Below are 17011 nucleotides of genomic sequence, written 5' to 3'. Positions count from 1 at the left end.
GAGCGGAGATTATGCCACCCGTTGGTTCTGGGCGGCGTGCCAGTCCTGCTCGAATTGCATCGGGCTGACGTAGCCCAACGTCGAGTGCAAGCGCGAATGATTGTAGAAGCTCAACCAGTCGATTACCTCGTCCATCGCTTCGCGACGCGTTGCAAAGCGCTGGCCAAGGATGCGTGCTCGCTTGAGCGATCCCCACAGGCTTTCGGTCGGCGCGTTGTCCCAACAATTTCCTCGACGGCTCATCGAGCTGCGCATGCCGTAGCCCTTAAGCAGGTCCTGGAAGTCATGACTGCAATACTGGCTACCCCTGTCGCTATGGACGATCAGGCCCGCTTCCGGCCGGCGGCGAAACCACGCCATACGCAGCGCGTCAGACACCAGCTCCGTGCGCATGTGTGGCTGCATCGACCAACCCACCACCTGACGGCTGAACAGGTCGAGGATGACCGTCAGGTACAGCCAGCCCTCGTCAGTCCAGAGGTACGTGATGTCCGTACTCCAGGCCTGATCGGGGCGAGCAGGCGAGAAATCGCGTTGCAGCAGGTTCGGCGCGACCGGCAGGTTGTGGTTGCTGTCGGTGGTGGCCTTGAAGCGGCGTTTGGTCTTCGCCTTGATGCCATGCAGCTTCATGAGCCGCTGGACACGATCCTTGCTGACGCGAATGCCCTGGGCAAGCAGCTTCTTCCACACCCGCGGCCAGCCGTACTCGCCTTTGGATTCAGCGTGCACGGCCTTGATGATGTGGACCAGCAGGGCGTCGTTGCTGATACGTCGGCGCGGACGCTCCGTATCGACGTCCCGGGCCTTGCGGGCATGGTAACCGCTGGGGCTGACACCCAGCACCTGGCAGGTCAGGGAAACCGGCCATTGTCGGCTGTGAAGTTCAATCCAGGCGTACTTCAATCCGACACCTTTGCGAAGTACGCCGTGGCTTTTTCCAATATGTCGCGCTCCATCTTCACGCGTGCCAACTCCGCGCGCAGCCGGGCAATCTCCATCTGTTCGGGAGAAACCTGCTTGCCTGCGCCGTTCAGCTTGCCAGCGGCATCGGCCTTAACCCAGTTGTGCAGCGTCTTCGGGCTAATGGCTAGTATCTTTGCCACCGCCGCCATGCTCTGGCCGTTGCGGACCATGCGCACGGCTTCTATCATGAATTCCTGCGTGTACCGTGCTCTCGGATTACCCATCTTTCCTTCCTCCTCGCGTGAGTTTTACACACTCAGCAAGGGATCCATTTTTTACGGGCAAGCTCAAACAGCATGTATGTATTGAGGCTCATGTTTTCTCTGGTTCGATCTCGATGGGATCTTGAAAATATAGCTTGCCATAAACCATGCGTGAAGGGTTCTGGTGCAAATAGTGAAGGTGAATCGGTTAAAGTGTTGCCCCCCGATCTCATCATCCGACAATGAGCAAGCTCAAGAGTATGGACGAACTGTTCTCAGGTCGCCACTTCAACCGCGACGTGATCATTCTGTGCGTGCGCTGGTATCTGCGCTACAAGCTCAGCCTGCGTGATCTTGTCGAGATGATGGCCGAGCGTGGCCTGTCGCTGGCCCACACGACGATCCTGCGTTGGGTGAAGCGTTACACGCCGGAGTTCGTCAAGCGCTGGAACCGTTTCGGCGCGCCAGCGGGCGCGTCGTGGCGTGCCGACGAGACTTACCTGAAAATCCGCGGCAAATGGGTCTATCTTTATCGGGCGGTGGATCGAGCGGGTCAGACGGTTGACTTCCTGCTCAGGGCGAAACGTGACGTGAAGGCGGCCAAAGCCTTTTTCAGCAAGGCAACCAAACATCAGGGCAAGCCACCAAAGACCATCACGCTCGATGGCTATGCCGCCTCACACCGTGCTGTGCGGGAGATGAAGGCCGACGGTCTGCTGCCGAAGGACACCAAGGTCCGATCCTCGAAATATCTCAACAACTTGATCGAGCAGGACCATCGCCACGTCAAGTCCCGGACGAATGTCATGCTCGGCTTCAACCGTTTCAGGAACGCTGCGATCACTCTGGCAGGCATTGAGTTGACGCATCGCATTCGCAAAGGCCAATTCAACCTGGCGAAGCTTGGCCTCAAAGATACCTCTGCGCCCGCCGTCTGGAATGCTGTCCTGTCTGCTCGATAAGAAATCTTTTCTATAGGAACCATCTCTTCCAGACCGTCTATTTGCACCAGAACCCTTCGCTAAGCCCTATGCCCCAGTTGTAATAAGCCCAGAACAAGGTCCGATCTTGACGGATTGCCAGCAGCGCTTTTGTCACCTCCCCCGCGAAGTCGTGCCGATCCTCGTCCACTTTCGAAAGGGCAAGCCAGCTCCACTTGTGGTACCGAACGTACGAGTCATCCTTCAGGACCTCGTGCAAGGCCTTGATCGACTCCGTGTAATCGCAGTTTCCTCGCTCGTAGCACGCGGTTCTGTCTTTCGTTGCCAGCGCTGAAGCGTAGACGAACTTGTCGTAGCTTTGCATGACGAGCATTGCTGCGCGGGAGAGCGCTTCCAGCGGCGTTTTTTCGGCAGTGGTTTCGGTATCCAGCGCGTCGGAAGTACCCGTGACATAGACGTGAACCTTGTAGCCGCTTGCATCTGAAATCAGCACGCTGCGGATCATCACGTCCCCGATGCCCAGCAACTGTTTCGTGTATTGGACGAAGCTTTGCAAAGAGATGCCGGTACCCGGCATATCGATCACGGGTTGCGGCACGTCCGCCTCGATCTGATCTTCGATGTCGCCCGGCATCGTCTGTCTCGCGTCGCTGATCAGGCTGTCGAGTTGGATCACGAGTGCCTGCTGCAACGCTACGTCGGTCACGCCTGTACCGCTTAGCGCCGTCGGCACGGAAACAGGCTCGACCAGCGTGCGGGCCTTCATATTGAGCCCGACGATGAAAAGTGACCAGACCAGCACGATCGGAATGAGCGCCTTCGTCACGATATCGAGTAGCGCGACAAAGCGGCCAGGTTTGTGCTCCGCTGGCTTCGACTCCATGGGGACGCGAGCGCACCACAGACAGAGCGTGCGGCGACGAAGAGGACTTCTGTGCTTCATAGGACTCGTTCCACCAAGCGAATTTCCGCCACGGGGAATAACCGCGTGATCTCATGCGCCGGAAAATGCCTTTTTTACGTCGACGGTCGTCACCCGTTTTGCACAAATCTTCTATAGAGAACCTCTGGCGCATCAGTATTTAAAATAGGATGCGTATCTGGCTCTGCAAAAAAATTTTGCATGGCCGCCGCGCAATCACGCGAGCCTATCTTCAGCGGCGCATCGAGTTCGCGTGCTGGTGCACGCCAAAAATGCCGGGCGCTATCTTCGGTAAATTCAGGGGGACGAGAAACGTACTGCTGACAAATTGACGGCTTTCCGTCGGTCGTAGGCCAAACTAAATATCATTACTCTGGAAACCTAACCGAAGAATAGCCGAGATATTTCGACCGAATCATGGCGGACTGCGGATCGGAAAAGGCGTATTAATGCTAGGGAAACGCTGATCAATGGACCAACTGCCCAAGTTGCAGGCGAGATGGCGTCGAATTTTCTGTATGACGAAGCAAATCGACGCTCAATTCGGTGAATTGGACGCGTAAACGAGCCTCCCTGCTCGCATTTTTCATACGCTTGACGGATTGCTCCCATGGACCGATCGCAACAGATTTCGCGCAATCACCAGATTCGCCAGAGCGAACAGGCTGAACAGTTGCGCGGTGTTCTTGGCCAAGCCCTTGTATCGGGTCTTGCGATGATGAAACAGGTTCTTGACGATATGAAACGGATGCTCAACCCGCGAACGGATCTGCGCCTTGGTTCGCTCGACCGCCATCACCAAGTCCTTCAGCGCTCCCGCCTGCATCGCCTTGATCTTTCCCCGCTTGGCAGCGACGTGCCACTTCACGGTCTTGCCCGTCATTTCCTCGCGCTTGTCTACGCCAATGTAGCCCGCATCGGCAAACGCCTGCTCCTCATGTCCGTGCAGCAGGGCATGCGCTTGCGATACATCCGACACGTTGGCCGCCGTGCCAACCACACTGTGGATCAGGCCCGAGTCGGCATCGACGCCAATGTGGGCTTTCATCCCAAAGTGCCATTCGTTTCCCTTCTTCGTTTGATGCATTTCCGGGTCACGACTCTTCCCGGCGTTCTTGGTTGACGGCGGCGCTTCAATGATCGTCGCGTCAACCAGCGTGCCTTCCTTCATCATCAGTCCACGCTCGCACAGCGAGATGCCAATCTCGTCGAACAACTTCCGTGTCAGTTCGTGCTCGATCAGCAGGCGCCGGAACTTCAACAGCGTGGTTGCATCAGGCACGTTCTCGACTGCCAGATCGATGCCGGCGAAGGCTCGCAGCGCGATGCTGTCATACAGCGCGTCTTCCAGTCCTTCGTCCGACAGCCCGTACCACTGTTGCAGGAAGTAGATTCGCAGCATTCGCTCCAGGCCAATTGGCGGGCGGCCTCGCGTGCCCTTCGGATAGTGCGGCTCGATTGCCGACAGCAAGCGCTGCCACGGAACGACCTTCTCCATCTCCGCCAGGAAGCGTTGGCGCCTCGTCAATCTCTTCTTGCCCGAAATTTCCGCTTCTGCGAAGCCGATCTGCCTCTTCATCATCGTGAGTCTGTTCCGTAAGCTGCCTTCTTCTATAACGTCCTCGGCTACGCCAGCGATGACCACCGAGCTGAATAAATCAGCGTTTCCCTAGCTGTTCCACAGAATTCGATCGACGCTGTACTAATATCCATCATTTGATGCGAATTGGGTAGCGCCGCGATTCGCGGCGACGAATCGGCGGGTCAGGGAAGCGTCCACGGCTCGGTGTGGCTTTGACCTGCTACTCAAATTCATTCGATCTAGTTCGTATCGGAAGAAGGCGGGTTCGATGTCGTCGGATCGCTGTTCGAACCGAAAAAATGATCTTGCATCCGTTAAAAAATTGGATGACTCACTCCATTCAACTCACGGCGATACGGCCGATTCGTCGAGACTCTCACGCGTTCGGAAGATTTTCCAGAAAAACCCCTTGCCGGGATTGCGTGCGCCACTAAACTGTCGTAATCACCGCGCTGGACATCACTTCCACGGATCGTTGGCTTTCATCTTTTTTCTATTGCACCACCCGTTATTGAATATCGCGACCGGAGGGCCAAAATGCATAACCTGGCGCGGTTCAATTTGTTCGGCCAGTCTCAACAGTTTCTTGCGGCGATGGCAGTAGCGGAGAAGTTCGCCGCATGCGATCTGACGGTGCTGATAGCCGGTGAGACGGGCACCGGTAAAGAGCTGGTGGCGCGCGCCATTCATTACCTGAGCGCGCGGCGTGATAGGCCCTTTATTCCGGTCAATTGCGGTGCATTACCCGAAACGCTCGTCGAATGCGAGTTGTTCGGGCATGTGCGCGGAGCCTTCACGGACGCGCGCGAAACGCGTCAGGGACTCGTCGCACAAGCCGACGGCGGCACGCTCTTTCTTGACGAAATCGAGGCGATGAATGCGCGTGCCCAAGTCTCGCTGCTGCGCTTCCTGCAGGACAAGGAATACCGGCCGGTCGGTTCATCGGGCGTGCGGTGTGCCGACGTTCGCATCGTCGGCACGAGCAACGCCGATCTGAGCTCGATGGTGCGGCGAGGTGCGTTCCGCCATGATTTGCTGTATCGCCTGAACGTGCTCGCGCTGCATCTGCCGCCACTGCGCGAGCGCGACGGCGACGTCGCCGTGCTTGCGCAGACTTTTCTCGAACGTCTGAATCAGCGCTCGAGCCTGCCGCCCAAAGCGTTTCGTCCCGATACATTCGATCAGCTGCATGACTATTTCTGGCCGGGGAATGTGCGCGAACTCGAAAACCTCGTCTCGCGCGAGTTCATCCTGACGAACGGGGGGGAGTTGTCGATCTCGAGCGTAAGCAGACGTGGCGATGCGTGGCACATCAACGGCCCGCGGGATGAGTCGTGCGCCGCGCAGCCGCTGACCATCGGAAACTTCAAGTCAGCGAAGGCGAGGGCAGTTGCCGATTTCGAACGCTCGTATATCGAGGCGTTGCTCTCGAAGTCGCACGGCAATCTGAGCCTTGCGTCGCGTTTATCCGGCAAGGATCGCAGCGACCTCGGCAAGTTGTTGCGCAAGCACGGGATCACGAGGCAGGACTTCAACTGAATGCCTGCGTCTGCGCAGGCACGTTGCGAAAGGGCGAGACATCCCTGTCTCGCCACCTCCTGGTGAAGCACTGGGATTCGAACCCAACGGCATGGCCGGCCCTACCTCGGACACCTTCAACATAGTCAACGGGTTTCCCGTTGTCAATTGATGGGCTTTTGCCGCACAGGGTGGAAACGCCCCACCCGTCAGCGTCGCGCGTGCGACCAGTTGTGGCTATGCGAGACCGGCGGCGCGCGAGCCGCGCGCTGAGGGAATTCATCCGCAGCGAGCGCCCGGCCTCTTGCGACGAAAGCCCTGCGCGTCACGCGTTCGCCCGATACACGAGCATTGGCACCCTTGTTGCGGCGCCGAGGTTCGCGGCAGCCCATCACCTGTCGGGCGACGACCATGGCGAACACGGATGACGAACTGGTGCGGGATCTCGAACACGGAATCGCCGACTATTTGCGGATGCATCCGAACGCCGCGGACAGTGTCGACGGGATTCGCTGCTGGTGGGTCGGCCAGCGGTGCAAGGATGCGAGCGTGGATGAGGTGCTGCGTGCGCTCGCGGAGCTGGTGCGCAAGGGCGTCGTGCGCGAGACCGACCTGCACGATGGTCACGTGATCTATCGGACAGCGCACGGCTAGCGAGCGCCGCACGTCGCGCAGGTTCGAAGTACTGGTGCGAGCCGCGCGAGGCGGTTTGCAATCGTTGACGCACTCAGCTTGCGAGGAAGCCGACACATGCCCGCTACTTTGAGTTATCCCGGCGTCTACGTCGAAGAACTGCCCAGCGGCGTCCACGCGATCACCGGCGTGCCAACTTCGATTGCGGCTTTCATCGGGCGCGCCGCACGCGGCGTGATCGACTCCCCGCAAATCGTCAACAGCTTTGCTGACTTCGGCCGCATGTTCGGCGGCCTCGCCCTCGGCTATCCGCTCAGCTACGCGGTGCGCGACTTCTTCGCCAACGGCGGCGGCCAGGCGGTGATCGTGCGTGTGTGGTCGTCAGGCGCGTCGTCATCGGGCAGTAGCGCGAGCACGTCCTCGGTCGGCGGTGGCGGCGTGACTTCGAGCAGCTCGGTTTCGTCGACCACGACCAGCAGCTTTTCGCTCGGCCCGCAGGCAGATGGCGTTGCGCGCATCGACGAGTCCGGCGCGGATTCGATCGGCCTCGCGCTGCAGGCCGCGAGTCCGGGCACGTGGGGCAACCTGGTGCAGGTGCATGTGGTCGTGCAGCCGACGCTCGATCAGACCGTGGTCACGAGTCTCGGCTACAGCGACAAGACGCAGCTCTTCGATCTGTTCGTGACCGATACCGGCAGTGGCGTGAACGAGACGATCCGTAACGTGTCAGTGGTGGACGGCACCCGGCGCATCGACCTCGTGCTGCCGATCGAATCGCAGCTCGTATCAATGCAGCAGCACACCGACGGCTCGCCGATGCTGCCCGCCGCTACGCCCGTCACCACGCCCACCCCTGCGAACCTGCCTTCGCCGCCCAATCCGCCGCAGACGCTCGGCCCCTGGCCGAACCTGAGCGGCGGCGTGGATAGCGCGATCATCGTCGATCCCGGGATCTACGTTCCGGGCGATCCGAGCACGAAGACCGGCATCTACGCGCTGGAGAACACCGACATCTTCAATCTGCTCGCGATCCCGCCCGACACGCCAACGTGGAACTCGGGCAGCGTGTTCTACAGCACCGTCTATCCGCTTGCGCTCGCCTACTGCAAGTCGCGGCGCGCGGTGCTGCTGGTCGACCCGCCGTGCGATTGGGTCAGTGTCAAGGACGCCGCGCAGGCCGGGCCATCCGGACTGAATCTCACGGCGGGCGGCGACTACGGCGCGATCTATTTCCCGATGCTGATCGAAGTCGATCCGCTGCGCCCCGGCCTGCTCGACAACTATCCGCCGTCGGGCGCCGTGGCCGGTGTGATTGCGCAAACCGACGCGTCGCGAGGCGTCTGGAAGGCGCCGGCGGGCACAGCGGCCGGACTCGTCGGCGTGCAGGGTCTGAGCGTGCCGATGAACGACGCCGACAACGGCCAGCTCAATCCGATCGGTGTGAACTGCCTGCGCAATTTCCGCTTCACGGGCAATGTGGTGTGGGGCGCGCGCACGCTGCGCGGCGCCGACGCGCTCACCGACGACTACAAATATCTGCCCGTGCGGCGCCTCGCGCTGTACATCGAGGAGAGTCTGTTTCGCGGCACGCAATGGGTGGTGTTCGAGCCGAACGACGAGCCGCTGTGGTCGCAGATTCGCCTCAACGTTCAGGCGTTCATGCAGGGGCTCTTTCTGCAGCAGGCGTTCGCGGGCTCGACGCCGAAAAGCGCGTACCTCGTGAAATGCGACAGCGAGACCACGACGCCCACTGACCAGGCGTTGGGCATCGTGAACATCCTGGTGGGATTCGCGCCGCTGCGGCCCGCCGAATTCGTCGTACTGCAGATCCAGCAGCTTGCTGGCCAGACCGGCTCCGCCTGAGGGATACGACCATGGCGCAATTCAGTGTCAATCCGCAACGCTTCGATGCTTACCGGAATTTCAAGTTCAAGGTCAAATGGGACGGCCACTATGTAGCGGGCGTGAGCAAGGTGGGCATGCTCAAGCGCACGACCGAGGTGGTCAAACATCGCGAGGGCGGAGATCCCAGCACGACGCGCAAATCGCCGGGCCGCACCGAGTTCGACGCGATCACGCTCGAGCGCGGCGTCACGCACGACCCCGACTTCGAGGCGTGGGCGAACAAGGTATGGAATCTCGGCGCGGGGCTCGGCGCCGAGGTGTCGCTCGCGGACTTTCGCAAGGACATCATCATCGAGCTGTACAACGAGGCAGGGCAGAAGGTTATCGCGTACAAGGTGTTCCGCTGCTGGGTGTCAGAATATCAGGCGCAACCGGATCTCGATGCGAACGCCAACGCGGTGGCGATCCAGCACATCAAACTGGAGAACGAGGGATGGGAGCGCGACACGTCGGTCACCGAACCCACCGAGCCGACCCTCACGTCGTAGACATGACGACGGCTGGCGCCGCTACGCCTGGCGTCGCGATGCTTCGCGTCGTGGGTGTGCCGGATGGCGAAAGGCTGTTCGCGGTGTGGGAGCGCGCGGAGCGCGAGCACCCGCTCGACCGGGCGCTGTCGATTCTCGAAGCGTTCACGCACGCGCCGCGCGCGACGCTCGCCGCGCTGTCGATCCAGCGGCGCGACGAACTGCTGATCGCGAGCCGCATCGCCGCGTTCGGCGCGCGGCTCGACGGCGTGGGCCAGTGCGAGGTCTGCGCGTGCAAGACGGATATCACGGTGGATCTCGGCCAGTGCGGCCGCGCCGATGCGCGCGAGCACGGCACGGTGACGGTCGGCGGGCGCACGGTCGGCTTTCGCGTACCGAACAGCTACGATCTCGCCGCCATTGCGCGTTGCGATGAGCCGCAGATGGCCGCGCGTGCGCTGATTGAACGCTGCCGCCTGCCCGACAGCGCCGCCCCCTTGAGCGAAGACAAGCTCGCCGTCCCGCTGGCCGAAGCGATCGGCGATGGGATCGAGCGGCTGTGTGACGGCGTGTCGATCGAACTGGCGATGGACTGTCCCGAATGCGGTGGCGCGAGCGTCCTGGCCGTGGATATCGGCGAGTTTCTGTGGGACGAGCTGAGCGCGTCGGCGCGGCGTCTGATCGAAGACGTCGACGCGCTCGCCAGCGCATACGGCTGGGCTGAAGCCGCGATCCTCGCGATGCCCGAGGCGCGGCGTCGGCGCTATCTGGAGTTCGTACGGTGAGCCGCTATATCGACCGCGTCGTTTCGCTGACGCTCGGCGGCGGGCCGAGGCTCAGACCGCGCCCGCGCTACCGCTTCGGCGCAGCGCCGCAGCGGGCGCAACGCGAGCCCGAAGTCACGATGCAGGAAGAGGAGGCGCTCGCGAGCACGCACGCCGCCGCCGTTATCGCCGCAGCGCCTCACACGAACGCGCCGGCGGCTTCATACGGGGACGCGGCATCGAGCGAGCCGGCCGCACCGCAGGCATTCGAGGTTCAGGACGCGGCGCGCGCGGAGCGCCTGTTGCCGCTCGACGCGACGGTGCCGTCACTGCGATCGCTGCAGCCGATCTGGCGAGCGGACGACAGCGAACGCTCCGACGCCGCGCCGCCCGATGCCTCCGTCAACGGGTCCGAGCCCCCCGCAAGGCAGTCGCTCCGTCCGTTGCCGGGCGGCGCTCGCGAGATCGCGCGCGGGCAGCCTGCGCCGGGTGACGCACTCGAAACTGCGAGCGCGGCAGACGTGGCCCGTGCACGACGCGCGGCGCGCAATCACGACGAAGCCGCGCCGCCCGCGCCGCGCGTGCGTCCGGCGGCCGTGCAGCAATCGACGCGAACGCTCGACGACGCGCCCGTCGTGATGGTCCGCATCGGCCATATCGACGTGCACGCGACGTCCGCTCAATCCGCCGCGAGCGCGCCTGCGCGCCGGGTGGAATCGGGCCTGCGCGCGCCTTCGCTCGACGCCTATCTCCGGACGCGCGATCGGGGGCGGCCATGAGTACCGCTCTCGCGATTGCGGCGACCACCCGCGTCATCGCCGCGGTGGTCGACGACGCAGTCGCGGCCGCGCGACTCCTGCTGCCGACGGTGCTCGGCAGCGCCACCACGTCGTCGTCGCCGCCGGATCATCTGGTCACCGTCATCGACGGCGAAGTCACGCACCTGAACCTGTTCCTCTATCACGTCACGTACAACCAGGGCTGGCGCGAAGTCGGGCTGCCCACGCGTTCGAGCAGCGGCAGCCAGATCGGCCGCGCGCCGCTCGCCATCGATCTGCACTACCTGATGAGCGCCTATAGCGCCGGCGATTACGAAGCGCAGATCATGCTCGGCGTCGGCATGCAGGCGGTGCACGAAATTCCGGTGCTGTTTCGCGACAAGATCGCGAAGGTGTTCCAGTCGCCAGCCACGGCGCTCGACCAGGCGCTCGCGAGCGCCGATCTCGCGAACCAGATCGAGATGATCAAGATCGTGCCGCAGCAGATCGGCACCGACGAACTGTCGAAACTGTGGACCGCATTTCAGAGTAAGTTCCGCGTGTCGGCGGCGTATGCGGTTTCGGTCGTGCTGATCGAGACGCAGACGCCGGTCGTCGCGGCGCTGCCGGTGCTGAGCCGCAACATCGTCGTGCTGCCGTTCGTCGATCCGGTCATCGACGCGATCGCACCGCAGATCATCCCGTATGCGCCTGATGCGTCGATCACGCTCACGGGCTCCAATCTCGTCGCGCAGAACACCGTCGTCGTGTTCGGCGGCAACCCCGCCGCGCCGCAGACGCCCACCGTGAAAGGCACCGGCGCAACGATCAGCGCGCCGCTGCCTGTATTGACGGCGGGCCTGAACACGGTGAGCGTGGTGCGGCAGGTCGACTTCGGCACGCCGCCGAAAACGAGTTTTGCCGAATCGAACGCGGCGTCTTTCATTTTGCAGCCGCGCATCCGCCGCGATGCGGCGCCGCCGAACGACTATCTGATCAAGGTCGGCGCGCCGACGACCCCGATGTCGCCGCCGCTCGTGCCGATCACGGTGACGCTCGACCCGGCGTTTACCGCGACGCAAAAAATATCGCTGCTGCTCAATCCGCTCAATCCGCCTGCCGGTGCGACGGCACGCTCGTATCTGTTCGATGCGACCGCCGACGGCTTCGCGCCGCCCAACGAGGTGACGGTCGATACCCAAGGCGTCCCGGCGGGCGACTATCTCGTGCGCATCCGCGTCGATGGCGCCGACAGCCCGCTCGATCTCGATGCGGGTACCCACGCGTTCAGCACGCCGAAGGTGACGCTGTGAAAACCGACGACGCACTCTCCGCGTGGCTCGACGCGAACCAGCGCGCGCTGACCGACGAGATCGCGCAGGTGCGCGCGCGCGTCGCGCGGCACGTTCAGTGTGCGGAGCAGGTCACCGGGCCGCTAATGCAGCAGCCAGCACAGCAAGCGCCTGCTGGCGAGGGCAATAGCGCGCTCGACATCGCCAGCGCGCGGCTCGGTCTGTCGTCGTTCGAGCGCAGCATCGTCGTGCTGTGCGCGGCGATCGAGCTCGAAGCGGGCTTTGCGGAGTTGTGCGCGCAGGCGCACGGCGATCCGGCGCGCCCGTACCCGAGCTTCGGGCTCGCGCTCGCCGTATTCGACGACGCGCATTGGAGCGCGCTCGCGCCGTCGAGCCCGCTGCGCCGCTGGGGGCTGGTCGAGCTGGGGCGCGCGGCTCCGATCACGCAGGCGCCGCTGCGCATCGACGAAGCCTTCCTGCACGAACTGGCGGGCGTGAGCGAACTCGACGCGCGCATCGACGGCTACGTGAGCCCGCTCGACGTGAGCGCCGTGCTCGCCCCCACCCACGCGCGCGTCGCGCGTGAAGTCGCGCAGGTGCTGGCGGTGGCGGCCCCGCAAGGCAGCACGCCCGTCCTGCAGTTGACCGGCAACGACCGCGTCGGCCAGCGCGAGGTCGCGACCCGGGCGTTCGCGCAACTCGGCTTCGGCACGTGGGCGCTCGACCCGTCGATCCTGAACGGCGCGGCGGACGACCTCGAAGCGCGCGCGCGGGCCTGGCAACGCGAGGCGCTGTTGCGCCGCGCGGCGCTCTTCATCGATGCGCACGAATTGCCCGAGATCCACGCTCGCGACGGACTGGCTCGCTTCGTCGAGCGCTTCGCCACGCCGGTCGCGCTCGGCACGCGCTACCCGTTGCGTTGCGCGCTGCGCCCGATGCATCTGTTCGACGTCACGCGGGTGCCGCGTGCGGAGCAGGTCGAGCTGTGGGGCACGGCGCTGGGCTGCACGCTCGCGGACGGCCCGCAGCCTGACGCTGCGCTGCGCACGGCGATCGATCGCGTGACGACGCAGTTCGATTTCGATTCGCTCGCGATCGCCACGGCCGCGCGCCGCGCGCGCGGCGCCGCGGACGACGCGCCGCTTGCGCAACGCCTGTGGCGCGCGGCGCGCGTGAGCGCACGTAACGAACTCGCCGCGCTCGCGCAACGGCTCGAACGGCGCGCGGGATGGGCCGAACTGGTCTTGCCCGACTCACCGCTCGCGACACTGCACGAGATCGTCTCGCATGCGCGCCATCGCAGCCTCGTCGAGGACGAGTGGGGTGTGGGCCGCGGCGACGGGCGCGGACTCGGCATTGCCGCGTTGTTCCATGGACCGAGCGGCACCGGCAAGACCATGGCCGCCGAAGTGCTCGGCACGGCGATGGACCTCGACGTGTTTCGCGTCGACCTGAGCCAGCTGGTAAGCAAATACATTGGCGAGACCGAGAAGAACCTGAGCCGCGTGTTCGATGCGGCCGAATCGAGCGGGGCGATCCTGCTGTTCGACGAGTGCGACGCGATCTTCGGCAAGCGCGGCGAAGTGGAGCGCGGCCAGGACCGCTACGCGAATCTCGAAGTGAGCTATCTGCTGCAACGGATGGAGTCGTACCGGGGCATCTCCATCCTCACGACCAACCTGCGCGGTGCGATCGATTCCGCGTTCATGCGCCGGCTGCGCTTCGTGGTCGATTTTCCGTTTCCCGACTACGCGCAGCGCATCGCGATCTGGCAACGCCTGCTCGGCTCGGGGGTCCCGGTCGGGCCGATCGATTGCGCGCAACTGGCGCGGCTGCACGTGGCGGGCGGCAGCATCCGCAACATCGTCGTTGCAGCGGCCTTTCTCGCGGCGAACGAGGCCGGCGCGGTGTCGATGCAGCATTTGCGGCACGCCGCGCTTGCCGAATGCGCGAAGCTCGAACGTACGCCGAGCGAAGTCGAAATCGGAGGGTGGACATGAGAACGTCGCGCGTGGTCGTCGTCATCGACAGACTCAGCCTGCACCGCAACGAACCGGGCGCAACGCTGGGCCCGAGCCAGCGCCGCGCGCTCGCCGAAGCGCTCGAAGCGGCGCTCGCGCAGCACATCGCGGCCGGGCGCGGGGCGTACCGCAGCGCGGCGGTGGACGGCTATGTCGCGAGCCCGCTGCGCATGGACGCCTGGGCCACGCCACGCTCGCTCGGCGCGGCGCTCGCGACGCGCATCTGGGACGGCCTCGCGCAAACCCAACCGCAGCTCCAGCGCGACGCGCGCTCGCCGCAGCGCGCGCGCCGGGCTGCCTACCGGAGTTCATGATGCTCAAGGCCGGCATCGTTCTCGTCGATCCCGCCAGCGCCGCGTTGCTGCGCGTGATCGCGCTGCAGTACAACCCGGAGACGCTCACGCGCTCGCTCCAGGTGCAGGGCGTCGGCGCCGACAGCGGACCGCACGTCGATCAGTTGCGCCTGAAGGGCGTCGCGATCGAAACCTTCAAGTTCGACGCGGAGATCGACGCGACCGATGCGCTGGCCGATCCCGGCAATTATCCGGACGCGGTCGCCAACGGCATCGCTTCGCAACTGGCGGCGCTCGAAACGATGATCTATCCGACCACGCAGCAACTCGCGACCGCCGACGCGAACGCGCGCCAGGGCGTGCTCGAAATCGCGCCGATGGATGCGCCGCTCGCGCTGTTCGTATGGAGCCGCAATCGCGTGGTGCCGGTGCGCGTGACCGAGTTCAGCGTCACCGAGGAAATGTTCGACAGCGCGTTGAATCCCGTTCGCGCGAAGGTGTCGCTCGGGCTGCGCGTGCTGAGCATCGACGACCTGCCGTATTCGTCGAGCGGCGGGAGCATCTATCTCGCGTATCAGCAGCAAAAGGAGCGGCTCGCGCAAGAGGCGGCAGGCGGCACGCTGGCCAATCTCGGCATCACGGGTGTCCCATGAGCGACATGCTGAACGCACTGCTTGCGGCGGGCGCGCTGCCCGCGACGGGCTACGACACGAGCAGCCGCTATTACGCGCTGCCCGTGCTCACCTTCACCGCGCCGGACGGCACGGTGATCCGCTATATCAAGCGCCGCATCATCGCCGACGCCGCGCTGTACCCGACGCTCACACTGCACCGGGTGCAGCAGGGCGATCGCGTCGACCTGCTCGCCGCGCGCTATCTGGGCGATCCGTTGCTGTACTGGCGCATCGCCGACGCGAATCTCGCCGTGCGCCCCAGCGATCCGCTCGAACCGCCGCAGCCGGCCGTCCCGCCAGGACAAACCACGCCGCCGCCCGCCGACGTGAGCGTGAAAATCCCGCTTGCCCCCAGCACGCCCGGAGGCCTGTCATGACCAATGCGATCGAACTGTCGCTGTGGATCGGCCCAATCGTGCCGGTCAAGGCGTCGCAGACGATGATCGACGCGCTGCAGTCGGTGACGGTGTCGACGCGCGCGGTGAGCACGAGCGGCTTCGAGCTGAGCTTTCTGATCGACGTCGATTCGCCGCTGCAGACGCTCTTTCTCGTCGCGGGCGGCAGCATCCCGCCGGTGATGCGCGTGGTCGTCGCGGTCACGGTCAACGGCTCGATGAATGTGCTGATCGATGGCGTGATGACCGATCATCACGTCGGCACCGACGTGCAGAACGGCAAGACCACGCTGACGGTCATCGGCGAAGACCTGACACGCGTGATGGATCTGTTCGACACGAGCGGCCTGCCGCTGCCCGCAATGCCGGCGGAAGCGCAGGTCGCGCTGCTGCTCGTCAAGTACGCGGTGCTGGGCGTCGCGCCGATGATCATCCCCAGCGTGCTGATCGACGTCCCGCTGCCGATCGACCGCATCCCGCGCCAGAAGGGCACGGACCTGAAGCACATCCGGCGGCTCGCCGACCAGGTCGGCTACGTCTTTTATCTGGACCCCGGCCCGCAGCCCGGCACGAGCATCGCCTACTGGGGACCGCAGATCAAGGTGGGCCCGGTGCAGCCCGCGCTCGCGGTGGACGCCGACGCGTATTCGAACGTCGAGCATTTGCAGTTCACGTTCAAGAACAATCGCAAGGCGCTGCCGATCGTCTTTATCCAGGAGCCGCTCACCAAGACGCCGATTCCGATCACGGTCGGCGACATCTCGCCGCTCAACCCGCCGCTCGGCGCGATCGAGCCGATCCCCACACGCATCGAGCTGACCACCGGCGCGGCGAAGTGGTCCGCGATGCGCGCGGCGCTGATCGCGATGGCGCGCGCGTCGACGAGCGCCGAGGCGGTGGGCGCGAGCGGTTCGCTCAACGTGCTGCGCTACGGGCGGGTGCTCAAGGCGCGCTCGCTCGTGGGGCTGCGCGGCGCGGGTCTCGCGTTCGACGGGCTTTACTACGTCACCGGCGTCACGCACAAGATCAAGCGCGGCGAATACAAGCAGGAATTCGAACTGAGCCGCAACGGCCTCGTCTCGACACTCGGGAGCCTACCGTCATGAGCGATTACGGCACTTCGCAGAACGAATCAGGAAACACGCTGGAAAAGGAAAGCTCCAACGCGTCGCAGCAGTTCTTCGGCAAGTACCGCGGCACGGTGCTCAACAACGTCGATCCCATGCAGATCGGCCGGATCCAGGTGATCGTGCCGGACGTGTCCACCGTCGTGCCGACCTCGTGGGCGATGCCGTGCATGCCGGTGGCCGGCATCCAGATGGGCGTGGCGAGCGTGCCGCCGGTGGGCTCGGGCGTGTGGGTCGAGTTCGAGCAGGGCGATCCGGACTATCCGATCTGGGTCGGCTGCTTCTGGGGCGGCGCGGACGAAGTGCCGGTGCTCGTGCATGCCGCGCCGCCCGAAGTCGCGACGATCGTGCTGCAGACCACGTTGCAGAACGGCATCGTGGTCAGCGATCTGCCGGGTCCTACCGGCGGAATCATGTTGAAAAGCACGACCGGCGCAACGTTGATCGTCAACGACACGGGCATCTACATTCAAAACGGCAAGGGCGCTTCGCTCACGCTGATCGGCCCGACCGTGACGGTCAACGAAGGTGCGTTGACCGTGATCTAGGAGAC

17 protein-coding genes are annotated in these 17011 nt (G+C 64.0%); 14 read left to right on the top strand and 3 right to left on the bottom strand.

What is annotated here, in order from left to right; translation table 11 throughout:
* Positions 1–9: 9 nt before the first annotated feature.
* Positions 10–1187, bottom strand: a protein-coding gene (locus OKW27_RS19785; protein WP_429334527.1) for an IS3 family transposase whose coding sequence is annotated in 2 segments (ribosomal slippage) — positions 10–932 and positions 932–1187 — 1179 coding nt in all. Because the reading frame shifts where the segments join, the coding sequence is not laid out codon by codon here.
* A gap of 221 nt (positions 1188–1408) precedes the next feature.
* Between OKW27_RS19785 and OKW27_RS19780 the strand changes: the two genes are divergently transcribed.
* Complete coding sequence (locus tag OKW27_RS19780) at positions 1409–2128, top strand: IS6 family transposase (RefSeq protein WP_429334526.1); 720 nt, start codon at positions 1409–1411, stop codon at positions 2126–2128.
* Positions 2129–2165: 37 nt separating this feature from the next.
* Here the strand turns inward: OKW27_RS19780 and OKW27_RS19775 are convergent, their stop codons facing one another.
* On the bottom strand, positions 2166–2990 hold the full coding sequence (locus OKW27_RS19775; RefSeq protein WP_429334525.1) for a hypothetical protein: 825 nt from the start codon (positions 2988–2990) through the stop codon (positions 2166–2168).
* A gap of 625 nt (positions 2991–3615) precedes the next feature.
* Positions 3616–4608, bottom strand: coding sequence for an IS5 family transposase (locus tag OKW27_RS19770; RefSeq protein WP_429334568.1), 993 nt, complete (start codon positions 4606–4608; stop codon positions 3616–3618).
* A gap of 540 nt (positions 4609–5148) precedes the next feature.
* Here OKW27_RS19770 and OKW27_RS19765 point away from each other — a divergent pair.
* From OKW27_RS19765 to OKW27_RS19705, 13 genes are all read left to right on the top strand, one after another.
* Positions 5149–6150: a sigma-54 interaction domain-containing protein gene (locus tag OKW27_RS19765; protein WP_429334524.1), complete on the top strand. Its 1002-nt coding sequence runs from the start codon at positions 5149–5151 to the stop codon at positions 6148–6150.
* A gap of 390 nt (positions 6151–6540) precedes the next feature.
* Complete coding sequence (locus OKW27_RS19760; protein ID WP_429334523.1) at positions 6541–6783, top strand: hypothetical protein; 243 nt, start codon at positions 6541–6543, stop codon at positions 6781–6783.
* A 96-nt stretch (positions 6784–6879) separates the two neighbouring features.
* Complete coding sequence (locus OKW27_RS19755) at positions 6880–8625, top strand: phage tail sheath family protein (protein ID WP_429334522.1); 1746 nt, start codon at positions 6880–6882, stop codon at positions 8623–8625.
* A gap of 11 nt (positions 8626–8636) precedes the next feature.
* Positions 8637–9155 carry a phage tail protein gene (locus tag OKW27_RS19750; RefSeq protein ID WP_429334521.1) on the top strand — a complete coding sequence of 173 codons (519 nt, stop codon included), beginning with the start codon at positions 8637–8639 and terminating at the stop codon, positions 9153–9155.
* Between the two features lie 2 nt (positions 9156–9157).
* On the top strand, positions 9158–9919 hold the full coding sequence (locus OKW27_RS19745) for a hypothetical protein (RefSeq protein ID WP_429334520.1): 762 nt from the start codon (positions 9158–9160) through the stop codon (positions 9917–9919).
* Positions 9916–10677 carry a hypothetical protein gene (locus OKW27_RS19740; protein WP_429334519.1) on the top strand — a complete coding sequence of 254 codons (762 nt, stop codon included), beginning with the start codon at positions 9916–9918 and terminating at the stop codon, positions 10675–10677. Before OKW27_RS19745 ends, OKW27_RS19740 begins: the two co-directional genes overlap by 4 nt.
* Positions 10674–11969, top strand: coding sequence for a DUF4255 domain-containing protein (locus tag OKW27_RS19735; protein ID WP_429334518.1), 1296 nt, complete (start codon positions 10674–10676; stop codon positions 11967–11969). Before OKW27_RS19740 ends, OKW27_RS19735 begins: the two co-directional genes overlap by 4 nt.
* Complete coding sequence (locus tag OKW27_RS19730; RefSeq protein WP_429334517.1) at positions 11966–13948, top strand: ATP-binding protein; 1983 nt, start codon at positions 11966–11968, stop codon at positions 13946–13948. Before OKW27_RS19735 ends, OKW27_RS19730 begins: the two co-directional genes overlap by 4 nt.
* Positions 13945–14283, top strand: coding sequence for a hypothetical protein (locus OKW27_RS19725; RefSeq protein WP_429334516.1), 339 nt, complete (start codon positions 13945–13947; stop codon positions 14281–14283). Before OKW27_RS19730 ends, OKW27_RS19725 begins: the two co-directional genes overlap by 4 nt.
* Positions 14280–14915 carry a hypothetical protein gene (locus OKW27_RS19720; RefSeq protein ID WP_429334515.1) on the top strand — a complete coding sequence of 212 codons (636 nt, stop codon included), beginning with the start codon at positions 14280–14282 and terminating at the stop codon, positions 14913–14915. The genes OKW27_RS19725 and OKW27_RS19720 overlap by 4 nt, the downstream gene beginning before the upstream one ends.
* Entirely contained in the window at positions 14912–15313 is a 402-nt protein-coding gene (locus OKW27_RS19715) for a hypothetical protein (protein ID WP_429334514.1), read from the top strand. The genes OKW27_RS19720 and OKW27_RS19715 overlap by 4 nt, the downstream gene beginning before the upstream one ends.
* Positions 15310–16437, top strand: coding sequence for a hypothetical protein (locus tag OKW27_RS19710; RefSeq protein WP_429334513.1), 1128 nt, complete (start codon positions 15310–15312; stop codon positions 16435–16437). Before OKW27_RS19715 ends, OKW27_RS19710 begins: the two co-directional genes overlap by 4 nt.
* A complete protein-coding gene (locus tag OKW27_RS19705; RefSeq protein ID WP_429334512.1) occupies positions 16434–17006 on the top strand; it encodes a phage baseplate assembly protein V in 573 nt (190 codons plus the stop codon). Before OKW27_RS19710 ends, OKW27_RS19705 begins: the two co-directional genes overlap by 4 nt.
* Positions 17007–17011: the final 5 nt, after the last annotated feature.

Origin of the sequence: Paraburkholderia sp. 35.1 (genome assembly GCF_050436525.1) — a bacterium.
Lineage (GTDB): Bacteria > Pseudomonadota > Gammaproteobacteria > Burkholderiales > Burkholderiaceae > Paraburkholderia > Paraburkholderia tuberum.
The sequence above is the reverse complement of the archived record's forward strand: the minus strand, read 5'-3'. Positions and strand labels throughout refer to the sequence as shown.

Coding starts and splice junctions, on each gene's coding strand:
- OKW27_RS19720 (WP_429334515.1), top strand. CDS start 14,280: ATGATGCTCAAGGCCGGCATCGTTCTCGTCGATCCCGCCAGCGCCGCG.
- OKW27_RS19775 (WP_429334525.1), bottom strand. CDS start 2,990: ATGGAGTCGAAGCCAGCGGAGCACAAACCTGGCCGCTTTGTCGCGCTA.
- OKW27_RS19780 (WP_429334526.1), top strand. CDS start 1,409: ATGAGCAAGCTCAAGAGTATGGACGAACTGTTCTCAGGTCGCCACTTC.
- OKW27_RS19745 (WP_429334520.1), top strand. CDS start 9,158: ATGACGACGGCTGGCGCCGCTACGCCTGGCGTCGCGATGCTTCGCGTC.
- OKW27_RS19760 (WP_429334523.1), top strand. CDS start 6,541: ATGGCGAACACGGATGACGAACTGGTGCGGGATCTCGAACACGGAATC.
- OKW27_RS19770 (WP_429334568.1), bottom strand. CDS start 4,608: ATGAAGAGGCAGATCGGCTTCGCAGAAGCGGAAATTTCGGGCAAGAAG.
- OKW27_RS19710 (WP_429334513.1), top strand. CDS start 15,310: ATGACCAATGCGATCGAACTGTCGCTGTGGATCGGCCCAATCGTGCCG.
- OKW27_RS19715 (WP_429334514.1), top strand. CDS start 14,912: ATGAGCGACATGCTGAACGCACTGCTTGCGGCGGGCGCGCTGCCCGCG.
- OKW27_RS19725 (WP_429334516.1), top strand. CDS start 13,945: ATGAGAACGTCGCGCGTGGTCGTCGTCATCGACAGACTCAGCCTGCAC.
- OKW27_RS19765 (WP_429334524.1), top strand. CDS start 5,149: ATGCATAACCTGGCGCGGTTCAATTTGTTCGGCCAGTCTCAACAGTTT.
- OKW27_RS19705 (WP_429334512.1), top strand. CDS start 16,434: ATGAGCGATTACGGCACTTCGCAGAACGAATCAGGAAACACGCTGGAA.
- OKW27_RS19735 (WP_429334518.1), top strand. CDS start 10,674: ATGAGTACCGCTCTCGCGATTGCGGCGACCACCCGCGTCATCGCCGCG.
- OKW27_RS19750 (WP_429334521.1), top strand. CDS start 8,637: ATGGCGCAATTCAGTGTCAATCCGCAACGCTTCGATGCTTACCGGAAT.
- OKW27_RS19755 (WP_429334522.1), top strand. CDS start 6,880: ATGCCCGCTACTTTGAGTTATCCCGGCGTCTACGTCGAAGAACTGCCC.